Here is a 24,015-nt window from a genome sequence, read left to right as displayed (position 1 = left end):
CTACGAGCTACTGGCTGCAGGCTAATGTGACAGTGCGGGAAGTGTCCTGCGCGGGCGCACAGGTGTGTGCGGCCCTGCCTACGATGGCGGGGTATGAAACAGCTTGGATTCACACTCATGCTCTTCCTTGTGGTGCTGTCGCCGCTGGCGGCGGTGTGCCAGGCGACTGCACCGCCGGCTACGCAGACCGCTTCCACTCAGAATGCGCCACAGGCCTTGACACCTCCGGATAAGGAGTGGCGCAAGATTCAGAAACTGCCCCGGGGCACGTACCTAGTGGTGGGCAATACGTATGGGCCGGCGCTTGCGTGCCGCATGGCCGCGGCTACCGACGATGCGCTGTTCTGCGATGCAGCGGAGAGCCCCGGTGGACAGGGGTGGCAATTCGATCGTGCAACGGTGATCAGCGTGGAGGCGACTGTCCTCAGAAAGAATCATCATCCCGTCTGGATCGGGGCGACGATTGCAAGTGGACTGTTGATTGGGATTTCGGCGGCGCGAAACCACGCGGATGCGGGTACAGCGGCCGCGGCGGGTGTGACAGCGGCGGCGGTTGCGGGAGTCGTCGGCGCGCCGATCGCATTGTCAGAGCCGGATGGGGAGTGGGTGACGGTGGTGTATCGGCCGCGAGTGGCGCGGCAGAATGCTGCGGTGCCGAATGCGCATTGAGTGTGAAGTGGTTCCGCGAATCGCGATGAAGCCGATGCTGATGGCGCTTCTTTGCGCAATGCTGCCGTCGCTGGTGGTGATGTGCCAGGGGACGCCCGATAGTCGAATGCCGCAGGCTCGTTCAGCGTCGACTGCAGCAATGCCCCGGGAGGTGGGGCCAGAACTGGCGAGAGATGCGGTCGTGCATCCTCCCTGTTGGGCTTCGCCGCCGGACAGGGCCGAGCTAAAGACCGCGTTACATGCTCGAACAGCAGTCCCAGCTCAAGTGACAATCCCTACGGGTACGAAAATCACGCTGAGGATATTGGAAAGGCTGGCTTCGGACACGGCAAAGAATGGCTCAACTGTGCGTTTCGTTCTGGCTAAAGACGTGATTGTCGATGGAATCACGGTGCTGCCCGCCGGTGTACCGGTGATCGGAATTGTAAGCCGCGCGAAGCCCGGCATTGCTTATCAACAGTGGCCAGAGCTTGTGGTGCGCGTGCGAAAAATGAAGATAGGAAAGGAAAGCATCCACTTGACTCGCACCGATCCGAACCGTCGCAAAGGACCTGTCAATGGCAAGGATGTGGCTACCTGTCTCATGATGCCGCTCTACTGCATGGCCGGAGCGTTCGGGATGACTGAAGACGTCCCAACCAAACCCAATGCGGAGAGCGGAATTCAGGGAGAAATCACTCCGTGCGAAATCTGGTACTTCTGGGTGAAATCGTCAGTGATGGTGTCTTCCAGAGAGATCGGCGAGAACAGATCTGCGGAGCCGTCCATGTCTCCTACGGAGTGTTCACGAATTTTGGAAAACCCAAGCTGCGACTATTCCGAGGTCAGGTGAACCTGCGGCCATAAATTGCGCAAGAGTTGATCACGTTCGCCGCGGCGGTATTCTGTTGTTGACCCATGGCACGGATCAGCGCGTTTGAGAGCTCGCCGTTAGAAGATTCCCCTGTTACTCCGCGGAGGCGCAGGCGGTGGCTGCGCATTGTGCTGGTTACGCTGGCCGTGCTGGTGCTGCTGGTTCTGGTGCTCGGCGTTGCCGGAGTGATGTGGCTACGTTCGGCGGCCAAGGCTGCGCTGCCGCAGTTGGACGGCGATGTCCGCGTAGCGGGGTTGTCGGCACCGGTGACGGTACGGCGCGATGCGCGTGGGGTTCCCCACATTGAGGCGGCCACGCAGGACGATTTGTTCTTCGCGCAGGGTTACGTGGTGGCGCAAGATCGCCTGTGGCAGATGGACATGTATCGCCGCAATGCGAACGGCGAGCTGGCCGAGGTGCTGGGCTCCGGGTTGGTAGCGCATGATCGCGCGCAGCGCGTGCTCGGCTTCCGCAAGGTTGCGGAGCGGATGTATGCGGGGCTGGATGCGCAGGACAGGCGCTGGCTCGATGACTATGCCAAGGGCGTGAATGCGTTCATCGCGCAGCACGGGGATGATCTGCCGGCGGAGTTTCGCCTGCTCATGTACAAGCCGAAGCCGTGGTCTGGTGTGGATTCGATGAGCGTGGGGACGATGATGATCGACATGCTCGACGCGCACTGGGACACGAAGCTGGTCAGGGAGCAGATCGCTGCGAAGCTCGGCAGTTTGCCGAACGGGCCTCAGCTTGAGGCGCAGTTGTATCCGGTGGGTTCGTGGCGCGATCATCCGCCGACGGGCGAGATGATCGATCTGACGCAGCCGGAGGTGAATACGCCGCCGGTGACGGATGATGAGGATGAGGACAATACGACGGCTAAGGCGGGGACAGAGGGACACGGGGGACAGAGGGGCAGGGGTGCGCGCGACGAGCGGGTGGATGTTGGTGCGTTGAGAGGCATGCTCGGCCTGCCGGATTGTTCAGGGTGCGTTTCGGGGTCGAATAACTGGGTAGTGAGCGGGACGCATACGGCGAGCGGGAAGCCGCTGCTCGCCAACGATATGCACCTGGTGCTGACGGAGCCAAACATCTGGTACATGGCGGACCTGAAGGCTCCGGGGTATCACGCGGCGGGTGTGGCGCTCCCTGGGCTGCCGTGGATTGTCGCCGGGCACAACGAGCACGTGGCATGGGGATTCACGGCGCTGATGGGCGATGTGCAGGATCTGTATCACGAGCGGCTCGACGGCAAGGGCAACTACCAGGCCGCGGATGGGACCTGGAAGCCGCTGGGCGTCGATCACGAGACGATCCATGTGCGCGGCGGCAAGGATGTGACTGTCGATGTGCAGTCGACAGGACACGGGCCGCTGCTGAATCCGTTGTGGCCGAAGGTGCAGAGAGAACCGGTGGCGCTGAAGTGGACGCTGTATGACGCGTCGCTGAACGGGCTGCCGCTGTATGCGATGAATTCGGCGCAGAACTGGTCGGAGTTTTCGACGGCGCTGGGGCAATGGTGCTGGCCGACGCAGAACCTGGTGTACGCCGATGACCAGGGTCATGTTGCGTATCACGCGGTGGGGCGGATTCCGATGCGGCCGGCGGGCTTGCAGGGTAAGCCGATCGCGGCGGGCGATGGCGGGCACGAGTGGAACGGGTACATTCCTTTTGAGGGGCTGCCAAACGCGTTCGATCCGCCATCGGGATTTCTGGCCACAGCGAACTCGCGGGTGACCTCGGAGAAGTCTTCCTACCTGCTGACGCTGGAGTGGATCGATCCGTATCGCGCGCAGCGGATCTACAAGTCGCTGCAGGGGCGCGACAAGCTGACGCCGAAGGACATGATCGCGGTGCAGACCGATATCTACAGTGAGGTGGACCAGGAGCTGGCGCACCGATTCGCGTACGCCATCGATCATGCGAGCAAGGCGGATGACCGGCTGAAGAAGGCCGCGGATCTGATGCGGAGCTGGGACGGGAAGCTGACGACTGATTCGGCTGCGGCCTCACTGGTGGACCAGGCGAAGCACGCGCTGTGGCCGCTGATTTTGGATCCCAAGCTGGGAGAGCTGGCTGCGGATTATCGCTGGGCAGAAGAAAACTTCGCGCAGGAAGAAATCATCATGCACGGGTCGGGTGAGTGGCTGCCCAAAGAATACAAGAGCTGGGATGATCTGCTGACGGAGGCCGTGCGGCGCGGCATGGCAAAGGGCAAGGCTCCCAGTGACGTGACGAAGTGGACGTATGGAAGCTGGCACACGATGGATATCGAGCATCCCCTGGCGGGGATGCTGCCGTTCCTGAACGGATTCGCTGGAACGGGGCCGCAGCCGATGAGCGGCGATCCGACGACGGTGAAGCAGATCGGCCGCACGCTGGGGCCGTCGCAGCGGTTCACCATGGACTGGAGCAACGTGGACGGCTCGACGGAAAATATCGTGCTGGGTGAGAGCAGCAATCCTTATAGCGCGCATTTCCGCGACCAGTGGAATGACTGGTACAACGGCACGACGTTTGCGCTGCCGTTCAGCGAGGCAGCGGTGGCGGGGAATACGCGGCACACGCTGCGGCTGAATCCATGAGGGACCAAGGGGAAAAAGGAAAAAGGAAAATAGAAACTGCGCGTGGGCAGTGGTGGCTAGGCCCTCTGCTTGTGCTGCTGGCCGCCGCATTGGCGGTTGTGCCGCTGGTGCTACGCGGAACTTCGTGCGGGCACGATTTCGATTTTCATCTTGTGTCGTGGATCGATGCGCTGGATAGCTGGCGGCACGGCATTGTGTATCCGCACTGGGCTACGACTCCGAACTACATGGCGGGCGAGCCGCGGTTCGTGTTCTATCCGCCGCTGACGTGGATGCTGGGGGCGGCTCTGGGGGCGGTGCTGCCGTGGATGGCCGTGCCGGTGGCTATGACTTTTCTGCTGCTGGCGGGCACAGGCCTGGCCACGCGGGCACTGGCGCGGCAGGCGTTGCCGGAGGGAGCAGCGACGCTGGCTGGATGCGTTGCGATATTTTCGGGCTATTCACTGTACACCGTATATGAGCGCTCGGCGTTTGCGGAACTGGCGGGAGGAATCTGGATTCCGCTGCTGTTGTTGCTGGTTCTGAGTGAGAGACAGCGCGTGGTGGATGGGACGGCGGCGGCAGGGTTGGCGCTGGTGGTAGCGGGGGCGTGGCTGTCGAACGCTCCGGTGGGCGTGATGGCGTGCTATCTGCTGGCGGGGTTCGCGGTTGTTGTGGCAGTGATGCGGCGGTCGTTGAAACCGGTTTTGCGGGCCGCTCTGGGAGCGGTGCTGGGGCTGGGTCTGGCTGCTTTCTATCTGATGCCTGCGGCGGTGGAACAGAAGTGGGTGGATATCGAGCAGGCCACCGGCGACGCCGGCGAGCAGATTCAGAACAGCTTCCTATTCGGGCATCACGCGGATCCGCAGCTTGCGCTGCATGACGCGGAGTTGCAGCGGGTGTCGTGGATTGCGGTTGCGATGCTGGCCGTGATAGCCGCGGCCCTTGTTATCTCGTGGCGGCGGAAAAAGCTGGCGGGTGCGCGGAGCTGGTGGGTGCCGCTGGCGCTGATTCCGGCAGGCGTTTTGTTTTTGCTGCTTCCGCTCAGCTTGCCTGTTTGGAATCTGTTGCCGAAGATGCAGTTTCTGCAGTTTCCGTGGCGATGGCTGGTGGTGCTGGAGGCGCCGTTGGGCATCTTCGTCGCGGCAGCGGTCGAGCAGGGAGTAGGGAGTAGGGAACAGGGAATAGGACGTCCTGAGAGGCTGCAGTGGATCGGGCGTGCGGTGTGCGGGCTAGTGTTTGTTGGGCTGACCGTGTTTGTTGGGCGGGTTTTTTTTGAAGAGTGCGATCCGTACGACGCGATTCCGGGGATGCTGCAGGATTATCACAACGGCGACGGTTTCCAGGGGACGGACGAGTATGAGCCGGTTGGAGCGGAGAACGGACTGGTAGCGGAGAATCTGCCTGCGGCGTGCCTGGTGGCCGATGCGAACGCCGCGCTGGGCAAGACGAGTGCCGACAATCCGCAGCCCTCGTGGGCGGCCGAGCAGAAGAGCTGCGTGGCGGTCGTGCCAGACCCGGAATCGGCAGATGCGAAGCACTGGAGGGCGGAGGGTAGCGTGCCGAGCGCAGGGTACCTGGTACTGCGGCTGCGGCGATACCCGGCGTGGAACGTTACGGTGAATGGCGCGCGCGTCGCCGATCTGGGCACGCGGGATGATGGGCTGATGGTGGTGCCGGTGTCGCCGGGATCCGTGAAGGTGCAGGCGGAGTGGCGGGCTACACCGGATATGTGGAAGGGTCGATTGATTAGTTTTACCGCGCTGACGCTGACCGCCGCCCTCGGGCTTGTCACAGTGCTGGGTGCGGTGGGGCGGCGCAGTCAATCTCAGCTAAAATGAAGGAAATGTCAGTCGACGTAAAAACGCTGATTCACGAGGGCGCGGAGCTTACGGATCGCGCGCTTGAGGCTCTGATTCCGAGCGCCGAGACCGTGCCGAATTCGATCCACGGGGCCATGCGGCATTCGACGTTTGCGGGCGGCAAGCGGCTGCGGCCGGTGCTCGCCATGCAGGCTGCGGCGACGATTGCCGGCTCTGTTCCGCGCGGGATTGAGAACCTGGGCGCGGCGCTGGAGATGCTGCATACCTATTCGCTGATTCATGACGATTTGCCGGCGCTGGATAACGACGATCTGCGGCGCGGCAAGCCGACGTGTCATGTGGCGTTCGGCGAGGCGATTGCGATTCTCGCAGGCGATGCCCTGCAGACGCGGGCGTTCGAGGTGTTGGCAGGGTTGGAGTGTCCGCCGGCCTCGACGGTGAAGATCATCGGGCTGATTGCGAATGCGGTGGGCACGGTGGATGGGATGATCGGCGGGCAGGTTCTCGATATTGAGAGCGAGGGCAAGAAGCCGACGCCGGAGCTGGTGGAGGCCATTCATCGCGCCAAAACCGGGGCGCTGATCCGCGTGAGCGTGGTGGCCGGCGGTGTGTTTGCCGGGGCTACGGATGAAGACGTAGCGCGGCTGGATACGTTCGGGCGCAAGGCTGGGCTGGCGTTTCAGATTGTCGATGATGTGCTGGATATGACGGTAGACTCCGCGCAACTGGGCAAGACGGCAGGCAAGGATCTAGCAACGGAGAAGGCCACGTGGCCCGCTGTCTACGGCATCGAGCAGAGCGAGCGCGATGCGGCGGCGCTGATTGAGGAAGCATTTGCTGCGCTGGCCCCATATGGCAGCCGGGCGGACGGGCTGAAGTCGGTGGCGCAGTACCTGGTTGAGCGCAAGAACTGAAAATCAGGGAACAGAACACGGGGGCCGGGTCTGGCGTAGATGCTTACTGAAATCGACATTTTCACAGCTCTGCGGGACTGCTTCGATCCCGAGGTGAAGCTGAACCTCGTTGATCTGGGGCTGATCTATGGCGTGGAAACGGGACCCGATCCGGATTCGACGCCGATGTGGCCACGGCAGTGGGTGAAGGTGAAGATGACCCTGACGACGCAGGCGTGCCCCGCCAGCGGCCTGATTTTCGAACAGGTGCACAACCGGCTGGCGAGCATCCCCCATATTTCAAAGGTGGACGTGGAACTGGTGTGGGAGCCGAAGTGGACGCCGCACCGCATCAGCGAAGCGGGACGGCGTCAGCTTGGCATTTGAAGGCTTCCCGAAGAGGCTACTTTCCGAACATCTCGAAAATCTTGTCGCGCTTCGAGGTGAGGTCGTCGATGGTCTGCTGGGTCTGGTCGAGGATGTGTTGGGCCTTCTGCAGGTGCTGCGGCAGTGCCTGCCACCATTCGGCGACGACTTCGCGGTTGTCGAGCATGGCCAAGGCGGTTCCGGCGGCCGTGAGCAGCAGGCCGGCCTTGCGCTTGCCGGTGAGAAGCAGCAACGAGCCGGTGAGCAGGCTGGCCCCCACCCCGATGCGCATCCAGTCCGTGTTGTGGCTGCGGTTGTGCGACTCGATGTAGTGGGCTTGATTTCCGGCTGGAAGCACGGCGCTCATTTGGGTCTCCTTATTGATCTTGCCTTCCGCGGTGCTCCTGGGAGACTGCGCGGGTAAATTTCGGCTGGCGTCCTTCGCGCAAATGGCCGATGCAGGAACAGATGCAGGTGCGAGGCCTGACGGTAGCCCGAGGGCGCGCCTCGGGGCCGCAGATCAGTCCAGGTCGAACTCACGCAGGGGTTTGCCCTCCGGCGCATCCTTGGCCTTCCGCAGGGCTTCGGCGAATTTCTTCTCCAGCAGGTCGGCTTTGTTCTTCTCTGCGTCGACGCTCTGGCGGAAGATGGACTCGGCGCGTTCGTCGCGTTCGCGCATGGCCTTGGCCGCAGTTTCCAGGTCTTCAAACGTGCGCTTGCGCGGCGCGGGCGTGTGGCTGATGACATGTCCCGTGGCCGCATCTATTTTGATCATCGCCCCGCAGTCGGGACAGGGTACCTCGAACACTTCAACGGATGGTTTGGTCTGCTTCGCCATGTCATTGAGCATTGTAGGACTTGGCGGGGCCCCTTGCACAGCGGGCGACCTGGTTGAACTTTGCTGCTCGGACGCGCGTATGGATCAGTGCGGGCCGGGAATCTTCAACTTCGCAATTGCGGCGCAGGGCCTGCGTGCCGTGAAAGAAAGGGAGATCGATGCGCATATTGCGTCCGTTGAGATTTGTTCTTGCTGCCGCGCTTTTCGTGATCGCGAGTTCGTTCTGCCACGCCCAGGCGTCGCTTGCCGGCGTGTGGGAGGGAGTGATCAATGCCGGCGACCACGAGATTCATATCGTCTGGCATGTGACCGCCGCTCCAGATGGCACAGTCACAACCAACTTCGACAATAATGACGAAGGGGTCACGGGCATCAAGGCTAAGGTGACGGACTTCAAGGACTCCAAGATCACCGTAACCGTGGATGACCAGGTGGACGTGAACGGGCAGACATTGCAGATTCGTGGCACGCTCGCCGGAACGGTCAGCGCCGATGGCAACGAGCTAACGGGAACATGGACGCAGACCGATCCGCAGGAAGAGCCGCCGATGGATCTCAAATTGAAGCGGACCGGGGCGTCGGCTGCACCGGCGGCAGCAACTCCTAACGGATAGCGTTCAAAGATGGTGGAAGAGAAAAAGGCCCGCTGAGCGCGGGCCTTTTGATTAAGGAGTGGAGGCGTTATTTTTCCTGGGCGGTGGCCAGCTTGGCTTCGGCTTCGGAGATGACGTGGAGGGCGTGATCGTATGCCTCCTCGCTTTCGCCGGCTTCGTTCCAGAGCTTCGTGCCGCGGTCGAGCTGCTGCTGGGCGCGATTGACGTCGATCTCCTGCGGCTTGAGGGCATCGTTGGCCAGAATGGTGACGCGGTCGGGGAGCACTTCGACAAAGCCCCAGCTCACGTTGTAGATTTGCTCGGGTTGCATGTCTCCGCCCTTGGCTCCGTGCAGGCGAACGTCGCCCGCGCCAAGCTCGGCCAGCAGCGGCGCGTGCCCGTAGAGGACTTCCATGTAGCCGTTCTTCGCGGGCAGCTCGACGGCATCGGCGCAGGCCTCGAAGAGGATGCGCTCGGGAGTGACGAGCCGGACCCGAAGTTCGTTGGATGTATCAGCCATGGGCTCCTTTCAGTCGCCAGGGAGTAGGCAGTAGGGAACAGGGAAGAGCAAACCGCGATTCGTTCCGTTGCTTTTGCCTTCTACTCCCTAGTCCCTGTTCCCTATTCCCTGTTTTTACGCCGTCGCCTTCAGCTTCTCGGCTTGGGCAAGGACTTCCTCGATAGCGCCCTGCATGTAGAAGGCCTGCTCTGGCACGTCGTCGTGCTTGCCCTCGAGGATCTCTTTGAAGCTCCGGACGGTGTCGGCAACCTTAACGTAGCGGCCGTTGATTCCAGTGAACTGCTCGGCAACGTGGAACGGCTGCGAGAGGAACTTCTGGATCTTGCGGGCGCGGGCCACGGTGAGCTTGTCTTCTTCCGAGAGTTCGTCGATGCCGAGGATGGCGATGATGTCCTGCAGGTCCTTGTAGCGCTGCAGAATGCGCTTCACGCCCTGGGCCACGTCGTAGTGCTCCTGGCCGACGACGCGTGCGGAGAGGATGCGCGAGGTGGAAGCCAGAGGATCTACAGCGGGGTAAATGCCAAGCTCAGACAACGGCCGGCTCAACACGGTGGTGGCGTCGAGGTGGGCGAAGGTCGTGGCCGGCGCGGGATCGGTAAGGTCGTCGGCGGGCACGTATACGGCCTGCACCGAGGTGACCGAGCCCTTGCTCGTTGAGGTGATGCGCTCCTGGAGTTCGCCCATTTCCGTTGCGAGATTGGGCTGGTATCCCACGGCGGAGGGCATACGGCCGAGCAGCGTGGATACTTCGGATCCGGCCTGCGTGAAGCGGAAGATGTTGTCGATGAAGAGCAGGGTGTCGGCGCCTTCCACGTCGCGGAAGTACTCGGCGACGGTGAGAGCGGTGAGGGCCACGCGCAGGCGAGCGCCGGGCGGCTCGGTCATCTGGCCATAGACCAAGGCGCACTTTGACTCCTCCCATTTGCCGGGCTTGATGACGCCGGACTCGGTCATTTCGACCCAAAGGTCGTTGCCTTCACGGGTGCGCTCGCCCACGCCGCCGAACACGGAGAAACCGCCGTGATTCTTGGCAACGTTGTTGATGAGCTCCATGATGACGACGGTCTTGCCGACGCCGGCGCCGCCGAAGAGGCCGATCTTGCCGCCCTTGAGGAAGGGCTGGATCAGGTCGATGACCTTGATGCCGGTCTCGAACATCTCTTCGCGCGTTGACTGCTCGTCGAACGCGGGCGCGAGACGGTGGATGGGGTTGCGCTCTTTTTCGCCGATGGGACCGAGTTCGTCCACCGGCTGGCCGATGACGTTGAGCACGCGGCCCAGCGTCTCCTTGCCTACCGGAACGCGGATGGGGCCGCCGAGGTCGATGGCGTTCATGCCGCGCACCATGCCGTCCGTGGCCTGCATGGCGACGGTGCGGACGCGGCCTTCGCCCAGGTGCTGCTGGACTTCGAGCATCACGTCGATGGGCACAGGCGTGTTGAAGCCTTCGCTGGTGACCTGGAGCGCCTGGTAGATGGGCGGCATCGTGGCTTCGTCGAACTGAACGTCCACCGCGGGACCGGAAATCTGGATGACCTTGCCGATGTTTTGTGCCATTGTTCCTTCTCTTGAGCCTGTAGCTTGTAGCTCGTAGCTCCGGGCTTCCGGCTACGAGCTGATTCTTACACTGCGGCGGCGCCGGAAACGATTTCGATGATTTCCTTGGTGATGGCCGCCTGGCGCACGCGGTTCATCTGCAGCGTGTAGGCGTCGATCATGTCTGTGGCGTTGTTGGTTGCCGAATCCATCGCCGTCATGCGGGCTGCCTGCTCTGCAGCGACCGACTCCGACATGGCGTGGTAGAGCAGGGAAGCGATGTACTGCGGGAGCAGGCCGTTGAACAGTTCTTCGGGCGACTGCTCGTAGATGTAGTCGACGTTCGCGGTGCCGAACTTCTTGGCTTCCTCGTCGGCCTCTGCGGTGTCGGCGGGCTCGAGCGAAACACCGGCGGTGCGTGCGGCTTCGCCGGCGCGCTCCAACTCCTCAGGGCTGAACTCGATTACCCCGGCGAGCTGGTGGCTGCCGATCTTGATGAGCGGAAGGAGCTTCTCGACCACGAGCCGCTGTGCGATGACCGACTTGAACTCGTTGTAGACGATGTAGGCGGCGTCGATATCCTCATGCACGTAGCGGGAGACGATGCTCTGCGCGAGCTCAAAGACGCGACTGGCTTCGAGCTTGAGCAGCATGCCGGGGTGGTCGGGCATGAGCTCGACGGCGCTCTTGCGCTCCAGACGGCCGGTCGGGTGTTCTTCCGAACAGTCGGTGCAGGAGGCTGCGGGGTAGCGGCGGCGAAGCAGGTCGCGGCCCTTCTTGCCGATGGCCTCGATGTCGATCTGCTTGTCGCCGGCAGCCTCAATGTATTGCAGCGAAGCCTTGAGGATGTTGGCGTTGAACGCCCCTGCAAAGCCCTTGTCGCCGCTGATCACGATGAGCAGCACGCGCTTCTCAGGACGGGTGATGAAGAGGGGGTGGCGCAGCTCACCGGTCTCGGGATCGAAGATGTCAATGCGCCGGGTAAGCGATTCCAGCACGCTGGAGATCATCTGCGCATAAGGCCTCGCAGCCAGCGCACGCTCCTGCGCACGGCGCAGCTTGGCCGCCGAGACCATCTTCATGGCCTTGGTGATCTGGCGCGTGTTTTTTACGCTGCGGATGCGGCGTCGAAGATCGAGTACGTTGGCCATCTCTTAGCTGCTAGCTCCTAGCTTCTAGCTCCTAGCTTTTGCATCACGGCTTCTGCCTCTCGAATCCAGCTAGCAGCTAGAAGCTAGAGGCTAGAAGCTCATCTTTACGCCGTTACTGCTTCCGCGGTCTGCGCTTTGAAGGTCTCTTTGTAGTCCTTGATGGCTGCGTGCAGGCGGTTGCGCAGGTCGTCATCGAGCTGCTTCTTCTGCGTCAGGTCGTCGACCAGCGCCGACTGTTGGGTCGCGAAGTACTTGTGCAGGCCGTCTTCGAAGGGCCGGATCTCGCTGATCTTCAGGTCGTCCAGATAGCCCTGGGTCCCGGCGAAAAGAACGATGGCCTGCTGCTGCCAGGTGAGCGGCTGGAACTGCGGCTGTTTGAGCAACTCGGTGAGGCGCTGGCCGCGGTTGAGCTGTTTCTGCGTGAGCGCATCGAGGTCGGAACCGAACTGCGCGAAGGCCGCGAGTTCGCGGTACTGGGCGAGGTCGAGCTTCAGCGTTGAGCCGACCTGCTTGACCGCCTTGATGGCCGCCGAGAAGCCGACGCGCGAGACCGAGAGGCCGACGTTCACAGCCGGGCGAACGCCGGAGTTGAACAGGTCAGTTTCAAGGAAGATCTGGCCGTCGGTGATCGAAATGACGTTGGTGGGAATGTAGGCGGAGACGTCGCCGGCCTGAGTCTCGATGACCGGCAGCGCGGTGAGCGAACCGCCGCCGCGCTCCTTGCTCATCTTCGAGGAGCGCTCGAGCAGGCGCGAGTGGAGATAGAACACGTCGCCGGGATAGGCTTCGCGGCCCGGCGGCCGGCGGAGCAGCAGCGAGATTTCGCGGTACGCCATGGCGTGCTTGGAAAGATCGTCGTACATCACCAGCGCGTGCTTGCCGTTGTCGCGGAAGTACTCGCCCATGGCGGTGGCGGCGTAGGGCGCGAGGTAGAGCATCGGCGCCGGCTCGGAGGCAGAAGCGGCCACGATGATGGTGTGGCCCATGGCGCCGGCTTCGGTGAGCGTCTGCACCACGCCGGCGATCGAGGAGCGCTTCTGGCCGATGGCGCAGTAGATGCAGATCAGGTCGTTCTTGGCGTTATTGATGATGGTGTCGAGCAGGACGGCGGTCTTGCCGGTCTGGCGGTCACCGATGATCAGCTCGCGCTGTCCGCGGCCGATCGGAATCATGGCGTCAATGGCTTTGAGGCCGGTGGCCATGGGCTCGCGCACGCCCTGGCGGTCGATGATGCCGGGGGCAAGGCGCTCGACGGGGAGCATGTCCTTGGTGGCGATGGGACCCTTGTCGTCGATGGGCTGGCCGAGCGTGTTGACCACGCGGCCGATCATGGCCTCGCCCACGGGCACGGAGAGGATCTTGCCGGTGCGCTTGACCTCCATGCCTTCCTTGAGCTCGGTGTACTCGCCCATGATGACGGCGCCGACGTAGTCCTCTTCAAGCGAGAGGGCGAGGCCCGCGATGCCGTGGGGGAAGCTGAGCAGCTCGCCGGCCATGACCTTGTCCAGGCCGTGGATCCGGGCGATGCCGTCGCCGAGGGAGGTGATGGTGCCGACTTCGTCGACCTGCACCTTCGAGTCGTAATTCGCGATCTGCTCGCGAAGTATCTGCGTAATCTCGTCTGCCTTGATCTGAGCCATGTGCAAGTTCCTTGCGGTTCTTAGTTCACAGTTCGTAGTTCGCAGTTCACAGTGTGATCCAGCTCCGAGTCCACTTCCCAAGACTGTGAACTATGAACTGTGAACTAGGTACTGGCGGGCTCTCAGCCCGCCACCAATTCTTCTCTCAAGCGCTCCAGCCGTCCTTTTACGGAGCCGTCGTATACGGTAGAGCCGATGCGGACGACGGTTCCGCCGAGGATCGACGGGTCGAGCTTGAATGTAGCCTGAATCTTTGCGCCGGCAAGCTGACCTACGCCCGCCAGCAGAAAATTGCGTTCCTGTTCGCCCAGTTCGCGGGCCGTTACGATCTCTGCCTGCCGGACGCCCTGGCGCTCCTGCAACTCAGTGCGATAAGCCTGGATGACTTCGCGCACGTGGGCGACGCGGCCATTGCGGATGAGCACGGCGATGAAGTTGCGGAGCTGCGGAATCATGCCCAGCTTCGCGTTCATCTTGTCGAGAACCGTAACCTTCTGAGCCTCAGAGATGGCCGGATTTTCGAAAACTTCCCGCAGTTGCGGGCTCGAGTCCCAGGCAGCCAGAAAGTCATTGATCTGCCGGTCGATGCCGGCTATATCAAGCTTCGCCTGCAGAACCACATCGGCGAGGGCGCGGGCGTAGTGGGAGACAAAGGCTGCCATTAGCGTTTTCCTCCCTGGGCTCCGCCGTTAGATGCGCCATTATGATTCGCATCGTTGACGAACTGTGCGATGAGAGCGCGGTCGGCTTCGGGCGAGAGCGTGAGCTGGCGCGCTGCATTGTCGATCGCGAGCTCGGCTGCGAAGTGACGCAAGGCGCGTTGTGCCTGCGCGGACGCCGAAGCGATCTCCTGCTCGGCTGAGGCCACGATGCGGGCGCTTTCTTCCTCAATGCTGGCCTTGATCTTGGCCTCGTCCTGCTTGCTTTCCGACTCGACGTTGGCGCGGATCTGCGCGATCTCCTCGTCCAGGCGGGCGAGCTGCGCTTCCACGGCGCTCAGACGCGTATTCGCGTCGGCCGTGGTTTTGCGGGCTTCCTGGAGATTCTGCTTGAGCGTCTCCGAGCGGCGCCGAATGATCTTCGGCAGAATCTTCGCCAGCGGAATCACGATGCAGAGGATCAGGATGAGCGAGTTGACCCACTCGAAGGTGCGGGCGGTCTTCTCGATGTGCTCGTCGCGGCGCGCTTTTTGTTCCGGATCGGTAGCGTTCTTGTCGTCCTTGAAGACAGCGTCAGAAATGGCCTGCACCAGCGAGTTGTGGCGGAAGACGTTGTGCTCTTCTTCTTCCTCGGCTTTCTCCTGGCCGGGCTGGGCCGGAAGGCCAGCCTGGCCGTGTGAGTCGGCCTGTGACTTCACGGGTGCGGACGGATTGGCTTCCTGGGCGAACGCGCGCACCGGCGCGAACGCCACGCCCGTGGCCAGTCCGGCCATCAGGACAAAAGCGAAAAGACGATCGGTAGTTGTACCCTGCAGATGCTTCAACGCGTACCCCCGGCGGCCACGGGCAAAACGGCGCGAACGACCCGGCTGGCCAGCTCGCCGGCAGATGCCTGGATAGCCTGACGTGCCTGGGCAGCCTGGGCTTCCAATTCGGTCTTGGCCTGGCTGACCCGTTGTCCGGCGGCAAGGCGGGCGGCGTCCAGCGCCGCATCGCGTTCCGCACTCCATTGCTTGATGCGCTGCTCGCGGGCCTTGTAGACCTCCGCGCGCGCCTGGCGGAGCTTGTTGGCGTATTCCTGGGCGCGCTCTTCGGCCCGGGCAATCGCTTTATGGGCTTCCTCGACGGCTCCCTGGGTGCGCGCACGGCGTTCTTTCAGCGTGCGGCTGAGGGGCCCCTGGATCAGAAACTGATATGCCAGGACCAGCACGATGAACAGCAGCGCCGTAGGTATGGCGCCGAGCAGAAGGGTCCCGACTTGTTGAAGAATTTCGTCCATGCTGGTATCGGCTATTCGTTCAGGCGGTTAGTTACGGATGGTTAGATACAAAAACTGAATTGATTGAACACCCATTTCTATCAGGCCAAACCCTAAGCGGTCAACGCGCCGGACCCATGAAAACAGTGGATTTCCGGCCATATCACACGCGAGAATGACGGCCATCACAGCCGGGTGAGTGAAGCATCACCATTCGGTACGCTCAAAGCAGTTTTCGCGTGACTTTCGCCTCCGAGATTCTACTTGATTTCTGCGGCCGATAGGGCCACACTACACATACCACCTAGACCCGGTTCAGGGTCCAGCGGGCGGCCGGTTTCGGGAACTCCTTCCACTCCCGATTTCGGCAGCCCGCTTCTTAATTTCTGCGGTAAATCTTCCACGGCAAAAAGAAGCAGGCAGCGCATACGAGTCTTGCACCCATAAGAAGGCCCGCGTGTGCCGCGGGCCAACTCGCATTTGTGACAGATTACGATCCGGTGGGCACAGGATCGACCACCGCGAGTTTGAGGTGTTTGCTGAATGGGGCGAAATCACGATCGCGATGAAGCAGGCCATAACCTTCGCGTATGCAAAATGTAGCTGTCATGCAGTCAATAGTGCTGCGCACAGTGAACGACAGTGCGCGGAGCGCCCGGTAGTTCTCCGCCGCGGCGACCGCGGTTTCTTCATCGCTCGCTTCGAACACGGGCAGTGATGAAAGATACTCCCGAGTTTCGCGAAATTGGCGCTCCTGTGGGATTCCCTGCAAGACCTCGCAAAGGATCAGGCTGGTCAGGCCAAGCTCTTGATTCTGGACGAGCGCGTTTCGGAGCCATCTGGTCTCGGCGGTGAGGCTGCCTCTGAGGAACTCGATCCAGACTGACGTATCGACAATGATCATTTTGTGGCGTTCCGATTCGGCTACGCAGCGTCCTCGTCCGCCTGTTTGGATAGAGGTTTATCGGGGAGCCCGTGCCACTCGGGGAAGCGGCTCTCGCGCATGGCATCGAGATCCCCTTCCCATTGCACTTTTCCGAAGAGCCGGAGAATGCGTTCCTGTTTCTTGAGTTGGACGACTTTGCGCAATGCGGCTTCCACGGCGGCTTTCTTGGTTGTGGCGCCGGTGGCCTTCATGGCGGCTTTCATCAACTTGTCGTCAATGTCGATGTTGGTGCGCATGGCGTGCCTTCCGATGTGTAAGGATAGCACGCTTTATGTGTATAGGCGCGGGACGGAAGGGGCCGATCACCAGTCGTGCCCGATGCAACCAGGAATCTGCTTCGAATTTCCTTTTTCGCAGTATTCCGGAGGGTCGGGGATATGAAAGCGGAAGGCCATGCCGGGCTGCCACTCGTGCTTGAAATGAGGGGATGGCATCCGCTCAAGGATGGCTCCGGTTTTTGCGTCGAGTTTGTAGCCCATAACCTGGCACATGATGCCGCCATGTCCGCCGCTGCACGGAACTTCAGCCATGACGATGAATGCGGAGGAGTCACCGGCCCAGTCGATGCCGGACATGTTGGCGTCCGGCTCCTTTTCGAGGTAGACACATTCTTCGCGATCAAGGTAGGAGGCTCGACAGGGCGGGAAGGTTTTCACCATATCGAGTTGGGCTATGCGCATGATATTGACGGGCTCCAGATCGGAATCGTCGACGTGGTAGACGTAGACGAAGAAGCCCCAATATCCTCCGCCGTTTCCGCCGTTCACGAAGAAGGCCTTCGAGTCGGGCGACCAGAGCAAGTCGATGTTCTGGAAGCCATCGGGGAAGGAGCCTTCGCGGATTGAGCCATCGCGCAGATGGAGCCGAAACGATGCGATGAGCATGTGATCATCCTGGTCGATTTCAACCTTGCCGTACTCGATTTCGATGGAGAGCTGCTTATCAGGCGAAGGAATCCGGATCGGCTTGCAGGATGTGGCCATGGAAGGGGGAGCGAGCGCGGTTCGCAAACCGGTTCTCGCGGCCGCTCCTTCTTCAAGTCCACATCGGCTCGGGAAGGCGACGGCTTTCTTGGCCCAGGTGGGTTGAATTGCAAGGGCGGTCGACACGGAAAGGAGAAACACGGCTGTCGAAGCCAGAAGGCGCGTCCAACCTGCGGGGTTCATAATTCTTGGTTCTTGCTCCGAGAACAAAGAATAGCGCGCTTCTGGATTGTGTGGGGAGCACCGGTATTTTGCGAAGCCGGTGCTCGAAATTCGGATGCTACTTCAACCGCGCGCCCAGCGGTACATCTTCCAGGAAACCAGCCAGCACAGGATTGCCATCCGGCGGCAGGGAAGCTGCCAGCAACATGCCGTTCGACTCCAGCCCCCGCATCTTGCGCGGAGCGAGATTGGCGACAATCACGATCTTGCGGCCGATCAGCTTCTCGGGCTCGTAATACATCGCGATTCCGGCGAGGATCTGCCGCTTTTCGTAGCCGAGATCGACCTCCAGGCGCAGCAGCTTGTCCGCTTTGGGAATGCGCTCGGCGACGAGCACCTGGGCGACGCGGAGGTCCACCTTTACGAAGTCGTCGATGCTGATGACGGGAGATGAGGCTGAAGTATAGTCCGGGGCGGATTGCTCCGCAGCCCCGTGCCCGGGGGTAGCCGCTGCGGTGCCGCTTGCCGTCGTACCAGTCGCCGAAGCGCCAGGCTGCGGAGCCTGGCTAGGGTTTACGTGTTTCTCTCCAGTTTCAGCCGCACTGGGCTCGGTTTTCACACGGGCCGAGGCGATGTCCTTGGATACCTCATGCACCTTGGCCGTATCGACGGGCTTGGGGCCATGCGGCGCCTTCGTCGACGGCGTCACCGGCTCTTCAGACTTGGCGTTTCCAGTAGACGGAGCCGAGGATGATTCCACCGATGTCGAGGCCGGAGCGCTGCCGGGCGATACCGGCTTGCCCGCGGCCGCATCCACGGCGCTTGCGTTGTTCTGGTTTTCGAGATTCTGCATACGTTCCGTTGCGTCCTTTTCTGCGCGGGGGAAGAGCGGCGCGGGCTCGCCGAATTGAGTGCCGGGCTTCAGGCCGCCCCACGTGAGGTCTTTCAGGAATCCGTGCTTTGCCGCATCGGCCAGCTCTCCCTGGCCAAGCTGCAACCATACTTTCGATGCCGAGGCGGGCAGAATGGGATAGACCAGCGCCGTAATCACGCGGATCGCCTCGGCGGCCGTGGCCAGCACCCGCGCCTGCAGCGCCGTGTGGTCGGCATCGGTGCGGTCGGCCGGCTTCTTCCATGGAGCATTAGCGGTTAGATAGCCGTCCGTCTCGGCGACGAGTGCCCACAGCGATTTCAGCGCTTCAGAAAATTGCAGATCGTCGAAGAGCGGACCGAAGTCGCCAATGGTGCTCTCCGCGGCCGCCCGCAGGTTCATCTCGCCCTCGGTGGTCGCGCCCGGATCGGGCAACGCGCCGCCGAAGTACTTGTGCATCATGTTCACGACGCGGCTGACCAGGTTGCCGTAGCCGTTGGCGAGGTCGCCGTTGTAGCGGCGCACCAGCGCGTCGAAGGTGAAGCTGCCGTCGGAACCAAACGGAATCTCGCGCAGCAGGAAGTACCGCAGCGCATCGGCGCCGAGCACCTCATCCACCGTCTCAGCCCGCACAATGTTGCCCAGCGACTTCGACATCTTGGTGTCATCAAAGAGCAGCCAGCCATTGGCGCGCACGGATTTCGGAGTAGGCAGCCCCGCGGCCATCAGGAACGCCGGCCAGTACACGCAGTGGAAGCGGCTGATCTCCTTGCCGATGAGGTGCATGTCGGCGGGCCAGAATTTTTCGAAGCGCGCCTTGTCTTGGGGGTCGTCGGAACCATAGCCGAGCGCCGTAATGTAGTTGGCCAGCGCGTCGAGCCAGACGTAGATCACGTGTTTGTCGTCGCCGGGAACCGGTATACCCCACTTCACGCTGGTGCGGCTGATGGAGAGGTCCTTGAGCCCGCTGCGCACAAACGAGATGACTTCCTTGCGCGTCGACTCGGGCTGCATAAAGCCGGGATTCGCTTCGTAGAACTCGAGCAGTTTGCGCTCGAATGCCGAGAGCTTGAAGAAGTAGTTTTCTTCGCTGACGGTTTCGGTGATGCGTCCGCAGGTGGGGCAGGGCGCGCCGGGATCGACGTCCTGCCACGCTTCGTCGGAAACGCAGTACTGGCCCGTGTAGGTGCTCTTATAGATGAAGCCGCGGTCGCGCAGGGTGGCGACGAGACGCTGCACGCCGCGCTTGTGGCGCTCCTCCGTGGTGCGGATAAAGTCGTCATAAGTCAGGTCGAGGCGGTCCCACAGCGCGCGGAACTCGCCGGAGATGTGAGTTGTGAACTCCATCTCCGTGCGGCCGGCGAGCTTTGCGGAGCGCTCGATCTTCTGCCCGTGCTCGTCGGTGCCGGTAAGGAACCATGTATCGATTCCGAGTGCGCGCTTGCGGCGTGCAATCGCATCACAGACGATCGTCGAGTAAGCATGGCCCAGGTGCGGCCGCGCGTTCACGTAGTAGATGGGCGTGGTCAGGTAGAAGTGCGAGCTTTGCGTCTTGGGATCGGCCATTGGTCTAACCTTCAATCTTAAGGCACGGCAAACGCTCGACCAGCTTCTCCGGGACTGGTTCTTCAGAACTCATCGCGAAGTATTCGATATCAGTGGCGCGATCCCGAAAGACATACAGCTCATAACGATCGTCGAAGACTTCAACCTCAATCCCCTCCCACCAGACGCAGATTGTGCTCCAGTATCCTTTTTCAACTTCGACCGGCGCTTGGATCCGATCTCGGCAAGCCGTGAAAAGGTACTCGGCATTCCGAACAGTCGCCAAATCGAAAGGATCAGAACTCGCGGCGACCACCCGTCGCATCTTGGCTTGGGCAGCTTCCCAACTGGTTAGGACAGGCTCTTGTTCCTCATCCGACATGAGATGACTGTACCAGTGAGCCCGGTACTGGCCCTGCTGATAGAATCACCTTGTAAATCAAGGGATTTCAGAGGCTTTCTACGTGTATCTGGAACTGCAAAAGCGGCTCGCCGGGCATCTGCGCGATGCTCTCCAACGCAAGTACGATCTGACGATCGAGAACATCCCAGTTGAGATTCCGCCGGACCTGAAGTTCGGCGAACTGGCTACGCCCATCGCGCTGCAACTCGCCCGTACGCTGCGCAAGGCGCCGAAGATGATCGCGCAGGAGATCGTGGCGGAACTCGGCTCGGTTGAGGCCTTCGCTGGATTCGAAGTCGCCGGCGCGGGATACATCAATGCGCGCATGGATCGCGGCCAGTGCGTTCGCGCGATTGCGGCCGGCCAGGAGACCCAGCCGTCCGCGCAGGGGCACGTCCTCGTCGAGCACACCAGCATCAACCCCAACAAGGCCGCGCATATCGGCCACCTCCGCAACGCCATCCTCGGCGACTCGTTTGTGCGCCTGCTTCGGGCCGCCGGCAACAAGGTCGATGTTCAGAACTACATCGACAACACCGGCGTGCAGGTGGCCGATGTCGCCGTCGGCTTCCTCCACATCGAAAAGAAATCTCTCTCCGAAATCCGCAACCTCATCGCAGACTGCGAACGTCGCGCCGAAGGCGCAGTTGGCCACACCGCAGGTGTCGCAGGTGCCCACACCGCCGGCATTGATTACTACTGCTGGGATCTCTACACGCGCGCCGGCCAGTGGTACACCAGCGGGACCGACGAAGAGAACACGCAGCGCAAGAAGCTGCGGTACGACACGCTGCACCTGATCGAGCATGGCGGCAACGAAACGGCCGAAGTTGCCGAGCTGATTTCGACTGCGGTTCTGCGCCGCCACCTGCAAACCATGCTGCGCCTCGGCATCGAATACGACTTCCTTCCGCGCGAGAGCGAGATTCTGCACCTGAAGTTCTGGGAGAAGGCCTTCGAACTGCTGAAGCAGACGGGCGTTCTCTACTTCGAGGACAAGGGCAAGAACAGCGGCTGCTGGGTGATGCGCAGGCCGGGTGCGGAGATTGCCGAAGGCGAGCTTGATGAAGACGCCAAGGTCATCGTGCGCTCGAACGGCACCGTCACCTACGTCGGCAAGGACATTGCGTATCACCTCTGGAAGTTTGGCCTGCTGGGCCGCGACTTCGGCTACAAGCCGTTCTTCACCTATCCCAATCACGAGTGCTGGATTTCGACCGAGCACGGTATCGAGCCGCATCCGCACTTCGGCGGCGCAACCGCGATCTACAACGTGATCGACTCACGCCAGGCCGATCCGCAGGCGAACGTGATCCAGGCGCTGCGCGGCATGGGGCACACAGATCAGGCCGACCACTACACGCATTTCGGCTACGAGATGGTGGCGTTGACGCCAAGCTATGCGGCACAGCTTGGCTACTCGCTCACCGATGAAGATCGGGCGCGGCCGTATATCGAGATCAGCGGCCGCAAGGGCTTCGGCGTAAAGGCTGACGACCTGATGGACCTGATGATCGAGGCGGCCAAATCCGAAGTCGTGAAGCGCCACGCCGACTGGACCGCCGAGCAGGTCACCTCGGTCGCAGAGAAGATTGCCTACGGAGCCCTGCGCTATTACATGCTGCGCTTCAGCCGCAATTCGGTCATCGCATTCGATCAGGACATGGCCCTCTCGCCCGAAGGCGAGACGGGACCCTACTTGATGTACGCAGCCGCGCGCATTCGCAGCATCTTCCGCAAGGGCGGAACGACGCCAGAAACGGTGCTCGCAGAGCTGGCGGGCATATCGGAGTTAGCCGCCCATCTCTCAGGCGAAGACAACGAAGACATCTGGGCGCTCTGGCTTCGCGCGGGGCAGCGCACTCTAGTGCTGCAACAGGCCATTGCCTCCTCCGAGCCCATGCACCTCGCCAAGCACGCATTCCAGCTAGCGCAGGACTTCTCGAACTTCTATCACCATCACCACATCCTCACCGAAGAAGACCCGGCCAAGAAGACATTCCTGCTGGCGACCGCAGCGGTGACGCTGCGCGAATTGGTGACGGTGCTTGGCTGGCTGGGGATCGAATCGCCCGAAGCGATGTAGATAGCCGATAGCCGGTAGCCCGCAGCTACAAGCTACCGGCTACTGGCTACGAGCCGTAACTTCTCACCCACTCCAGAATCGACCGCACCCCAACGCCCGTCGGCCCCTTGGCGATGAATGGCTTGGCGTCTTCCATCCAGGCCATCCCGGCGATGTCGAGATGGATCCACGGCGTGTCTTCAGCGAAGACATGCAGGAACTCGGCTGCGGTGATGGCTCCACCGTAGCGCCCGCCGGTGTTCTTGATATCGCCGATGTCGCTCTTAATCATGTCCGCGTACTCGTCTCCGAGCGGCATGCGCCAGAACTTCTCGCCCGAAGTTTCAAGAGCGGCCTGGAACTTCGCATACGTCGCGTCGTCATTCGAAAACGCGCCAGCATTGTGCGTGCCGAGAGCCACGCCGATCGCTCCCGTGAGCGTGGCAGCGTTGATCAGATGCGTTGCGCCAAGCTGCCGCGCGTAGGTGATGCCGTCGGCCAGGACAAGCCTTCCTTCCGCATCCGTATTAATAATCTCGATAGTCTTGCCTGGCTTGTCGGATGAGAGCGGCATGGCGGTCTGCACATCGCCGGGCTTCTGGGCCTTGCCGTCCGGCATGTTTTCTGAGGCGCAGACAATAGCGATCACACGGACCTTCGGCTTGAGTTGCGCGATGGCCCGCATGGCGCCGAGCATGGCAGCTCCGCCCGCCATGTCGTACTTCATCTTCTCCATGTTGTCCGAGGGCTTGATGGAGATGCCGCCCGTATCAAACGTAATGCCCTTGCCGACCAGGCCCAGCACAGGCCCGTCCGTCACGCCCTCGGGCTCATAGCGCAGCACGATCAGCGCCGGAGGCTCTTCAGAGCCCTGCGCTACGCTCCAGAACGCACCCATCTTCAGCTCTTTGATCTTGTCCGTCGAACCTACTTCGCACTTCAGGCCGGCGTCGCGAGCCATCTCCGCGGCGCGGCGGCCGAACTCGGTTGGCGTGAGCTTGTTGCCCGGCTCATTCACCAGCGTGCGCGCGAAGTTCTGGCTTTCGCCGATGATGACTCCTTCCCCGAATCCCGATTCGGCAGCAGCATTATCGGCTCCCGGAGCCGCTACGGTGAACGACTGCACACTCAGGTCTTTGCGATCGCTGCGGTAGGTGTCGGGGTCGAAATCGCCCACAAATGCGCCTTCCACGGCGGCGCGCGCGCACGGCCCTGGCGGCAGAATGTCAGCCTCGGGCAAGGCAAACACCACCTTGCGAATTCCGCGCGGCTTGGTGAACCGGACAGCCGTTCCCGAGGCGTTGCGAACGGCGTGCGCGGTGGCCTTAGCCTCTTTGCCCAGGCCAATGATCAGCAGTCGCTTGGCCTTCAGCCCGGCGGGCGCGTGCAGCAGCAGCGTCTCATTGGGTCCAGCCTTGAACTCGCCGCTCGCCAGCACGGCGGCGGCCGCTTCATTCACGGCGCCATCTCCGGTCAGCAACTCGGGCGCGGGCTTGGCATCCGGCCCTTTGGCGGTCTGCGTGTCCACAGCCGTAACAGCCAGCAGCTCAGTCTCAATTTGGGAAAGTGGAGAAAAAGACAATTCCGTACGCATAACCGGGATTATTGCATCTCACGCCGCAGAGGCAACCGGCAAGAAAGACAGCCGTTGAGCGAGGGCCGAGCGGAGTGAGGGTTTAC

At 61.8% G+C, this 24,015-nt stretch carries 23 protein-coding genes; 8 read left to right on the top strand and 15 right to left on the bottom strand.

Annotated elements, in window-relative coordinates:
* The first annotated feature begins 93 nt into the window (after positions 1–93).
* The 6 genes from MOP44_RS25560 (at position 94) to MOP44_RS25535 (ending at position 7,186) form a co-directional block, all read left to right on the top strand.
* Entirely contained in the window at positions 94–669 is a 576-nt protein-coding gene (locus MOP44_RS25560; RefSeq protein WP_260793391.1) for a hypothetical protein, read from the top strand.
* Complete coding sequence (locus tag MOP44_RS25555; RefSeq protein ID WP_260793389.1) at positions 659–1,501, top strand: hypothetical protein; 843 nt, start codon at positions 659–661, stop codon at positions 1,499–1,501. The genes MOP44_RS25560 and MOP44_RS25555 overlap by 11 nt, the downstream gene beginning before the upstream one ends.
* Before the next feature lie 65 nt (positions 1,502–1,566).
* On the top strand, positions 1,567–4,104 hold the full coding sequence (locus MOP44_RS25550) for a penicillin acylase family protein (RefSeq protein WP_260793387.1): 2,538 nt from the start codon (positions 1,567–1,569) through the stop codon (positions 4,102–4,104).
* Between the two features lie 71 nt (positions 4,105–4,175).
* The gene (locus MOP44_RS25545; RefSeq protein ID WP_260793386.1) at positions 4,176–5,924 is read left to right on the top strand and encodes a 6-pyruvoyl-tetrahydropterin synthase-related protein; all 1,749 of its coding nucleotides are present in this window, start codon (positions 4,176–4,178) and stop codon (positions 5,922–5,924) included.
* A 5-nt stretch (positions 5,925–5,929) separates the two neighbouring features.
* On the top strand, positions 5,930–6,820 hold the full coding sequence (locus tag MOP44_RS25540) for a polyprenyl synthetase family protein (RefSeq protein ID WP_260793384.1): 891 nt from the start codon (positions 5,930–5,932) through the stop codon (positions 6,818–6,820).
* Positions 6,821–6,859: 39 nt separating this feature from the next.
* Positions 6,860–7,186, top strand: a complete 327-nt coding sequence (locus MOP44_RS25535; RefSeq protein ID WP_260793382.1) for a metal-sulfur cluster assembly factor — start codon at positions 6,860–6,862, stop codon at positions 7,184–7,186.
* 16 nt (positions 7,187–7,202) lie between these two features.
* Here the strand turns inward: MOP44_RS25535 and MOP44_RS25530 are convergent, their stop codons facing one another.
* Both MOP44_RS25530 and MOP44_RS25525 read right to left on the bottom strand, forming a co-directional pair.
* Positions 7,203–7,532: a hypothetical protein gene (locus tag MOP44_RS25530; RefSeq protein WP_260793380.1), complete on the bottom strand. Its 330-nt coding sequence runs from the start codon at positions 7,530–7,532 to the stop codon at positions 7,203–7,205.
* Positions 7,533–7,685: 153 nt separating this feature from the next.
* On the bottom strand, positions 7,686–8,003 hold the full coding sequence (locus MOP44_RS25525) for a hypothetical protein (RefSeq protein WP_260793378.1): 318 nt from the start codon (positions 8,001–8,003) through the stop codon (positions 7,686–7,688).
* A 158-nt stretch (positions 8,004–8,161) separates the two neighbouring features.
* On the opposite strand from MOP44_RS25525, the gene MOP44_RS25520 reads away from it, so the two are divergent.
* Positions 8,162–8,617 carry a hypothetical protein gene (locus MOP44_RS25520; protein ID WP_260793377.1) on the top strand — a complete coding sequence of 152 codons (456 nt, stop codon included), beginning with the start codon at positions 8,162–8,164 and terminating at the stop codon, positions 8,615–8,617.
* A 67-nt stretch (positions 8,618–8,684) separates the two neighbouring features.
* Here MOP44_RS25520 and atpC read toward each other — a convergent pair whose 3' ends face one another.
* The 12 genes from atpC to MOP44_RS25460 all read right to left on the bottom strand — a co-directional run bounded on the left by atpC (position 8,685) and on the right by MOP44_RS25460 (position 20,249).
* Complete coding sequence (gene atpC, locus MOP44_RS25515; protein ID WP_260793375.1) at positions 8,685–9,116, bottom strand: ATP synthase F1 subunit epsilon; 432 nt, start codon at positions 9,114–9,116, stop codon at positions 8,685–8,687.
* Positions 9,117–9,230: 114 nt separating this feature from the next.
* Entirely contained in the window at positions 9,231–10,673 is a 1,443-nt protein-coding gene (gene atpD / locus MOP44_RS25510) for a F0F1 ATP synthase subunit beta (RefSeq protein ID WP_260793374.1), read from the bottom strand.
* Positions 10,674–10,738: 65 nt separating this feature from the next.
* Entirely contained in the window at positions 10,739–11,803 is a 1,065-nt protein-coding gene (atpG, locus tag MOP44_RS25505; protein WP_260793372.1) for an ATP synthase F1 subunit gamma, read from the bottom strand.
* Positions 11,804–11,907: 104 nt separating this feature from the next.
* Positions 11,908–13,443, bottom strand: a complete 1,536-nt coding sequence (gene atpA, locus MOP44_RS25500; RefSeq protein WP_260793370.1) for a F0F1 ATP synthase subunit alpha — start codon at positions 13,441–13,443, stop codon at positions 11,908–11,910.
* 122 nt (positions 13,444–13,565) lie between these two features.
* Positions 13,566–14,105 (bottom strand): ATP synthase F1 subunit delta, encoded by a 540-nt coding sequence (gene atpH / locus MOP44_RS25495; protein ID WP_260793368.1) that lies wholly within the window; start codon positions 14,103–14,105, stop codon positions 13,566–13,568.
* The gene (locus tag MOP44_RS25490; protein WP_260793366.1) at positions 14,105–14,926 is read right to left on the bottom strand and encodes an ATP synthase F0 subunit B; all 822 of its coding nucleotides are present in this window, start codon (positions 14,924–14,926) and stop codon (positions 14,105–14,107) included. The genes atpH and MOP44_RS25490 overlap by 1 nt, the downstream gene beginning before the upstream one ends.
* On the bottom strand, positions 14,923–15,381 hold the full coding sequence (locus MOP44_RS25485) for a F0F1 ATP synthase subunit B family protein (RefSeq protein WP_260793364.1): 459 nt from the start codon (positions 15,379–15,381) through the stop codon (positions 14,923–14,925). Before MOP44_RS25485 ends, MOP44_RS25490 begins: the two co-directional genes overlap by 4 nt.
* Before the next feature lie 469 nt (positions 15,382–15,850).
* The gene (gene vapC / locus MOP44_RS25480; RefSeq protein WP_260793362.1) at positions 15,851–16,264 is read right to left on the bottom strand and encodes a type II toxin-antitoxin system VapC family toxin; all 414 of its coding nucleotides are present in this window, start codon (positions 16,262–16,264) and stop codon (positions 15,851–15,853) included.
* Between the two features lie 20 nt (positions 16,265–16,284).
* On the bottom strand, positions 16,285–16,542 hold the full coding sequence (locus MOP44_RS25475) for a type II toxin-antitoxin system VapB family antitoxin (RefSeq protein WP_260793361.1): 258 nt from the start codon (positions 16,540–16,542) through the stop codon (positions 16,285–16,287).
* Between the two features lie 66 nt (positions 16,543–16,608).
* The gene (locus MOP44_RS25470; protein WP_260793359.1) at positions 16,609–17,472 is read right to left on the bottom strand and encodes a hypothetical protein; all 864 of its coding nucleotides are present in this window, start codon (positions 17,470–17,472) and stop codon (positions 16,609–16,611) included.
* Between the two features lie 97 nt (positions 17,473–17,569).
* Positions 17,570–19,888 carry a methionine--tRNA ligase gene (gene metG, locus MOP44_RS25465; protein ID WP_260793358.1) on the bottom strand — a complete coding sequence of 773 codons (2,319 nt, stop codon included), beginning with the start codon at positions 19,886–19,888 and terminating at the stop codon, positions 17,570–17,572.
* Positions 19,889–19,892: 4 nt separating this feature from the next.
* On the bottom strand, positions 19,893–20,249 hold the full coding sequence (locus MOP44_RS25460) for a hypothetical protein (protein WP_260793356.1): 357 nt from the start codon (positions 20,247–20,249) through the stop codon (positions 19,893–19,895).
* An 82-nt stretch (positions 20,250–20,331) separates the two neighbouring features.
* Here MOP44_RS25460 and MOP44_RS25455 point away from each other — a divergent pair, with 82 nt between their 5' ends.
* Complete coding sequence (locus tag MOP44_RS25455; protein WP_260793354.1) at positions 20,332–22,356, top strand: arginine--tRNA ligase; 2,025 nt, start codon at positions 20,332–20,334, stop codon at positions 22,354–22,356.
* A 46-nt stretch (positions 22,357–22,402) separates the two neighbouring features.
* Here the strand turns inward: MOP44_RS25455 and MOP44_RS25450 are convergent, their stop codons facing one another.
* Positions 22,403–23,929: a leucyl aminopeptidase gene (locus MOP44_RS25450; RefSeq protein ID WP_260793353.1), complete on the bottom strand. Its 1,527-nt coding sequence runs from the start codon at positions 23,927–23,929 to the stop codon at positions 22,403–22,405.
* Positions 23,930–24,015 lie beyond the last annotated feature (86 nt).

Origin of the sequence: Occallatibacter riparius, assembly GCF_025264625.1 — a bacterium.
Taxonomy (GTDB): domain Bacteria; phylum Acidobacteriota; class Terriglobia; order Terriglobales; family Acidobacteriaceae; genus Telmatobacter; species Telmatobacter riparius.
This window is presented reverse-complemented; position numbering and strand designations above follow the sequence as displayed.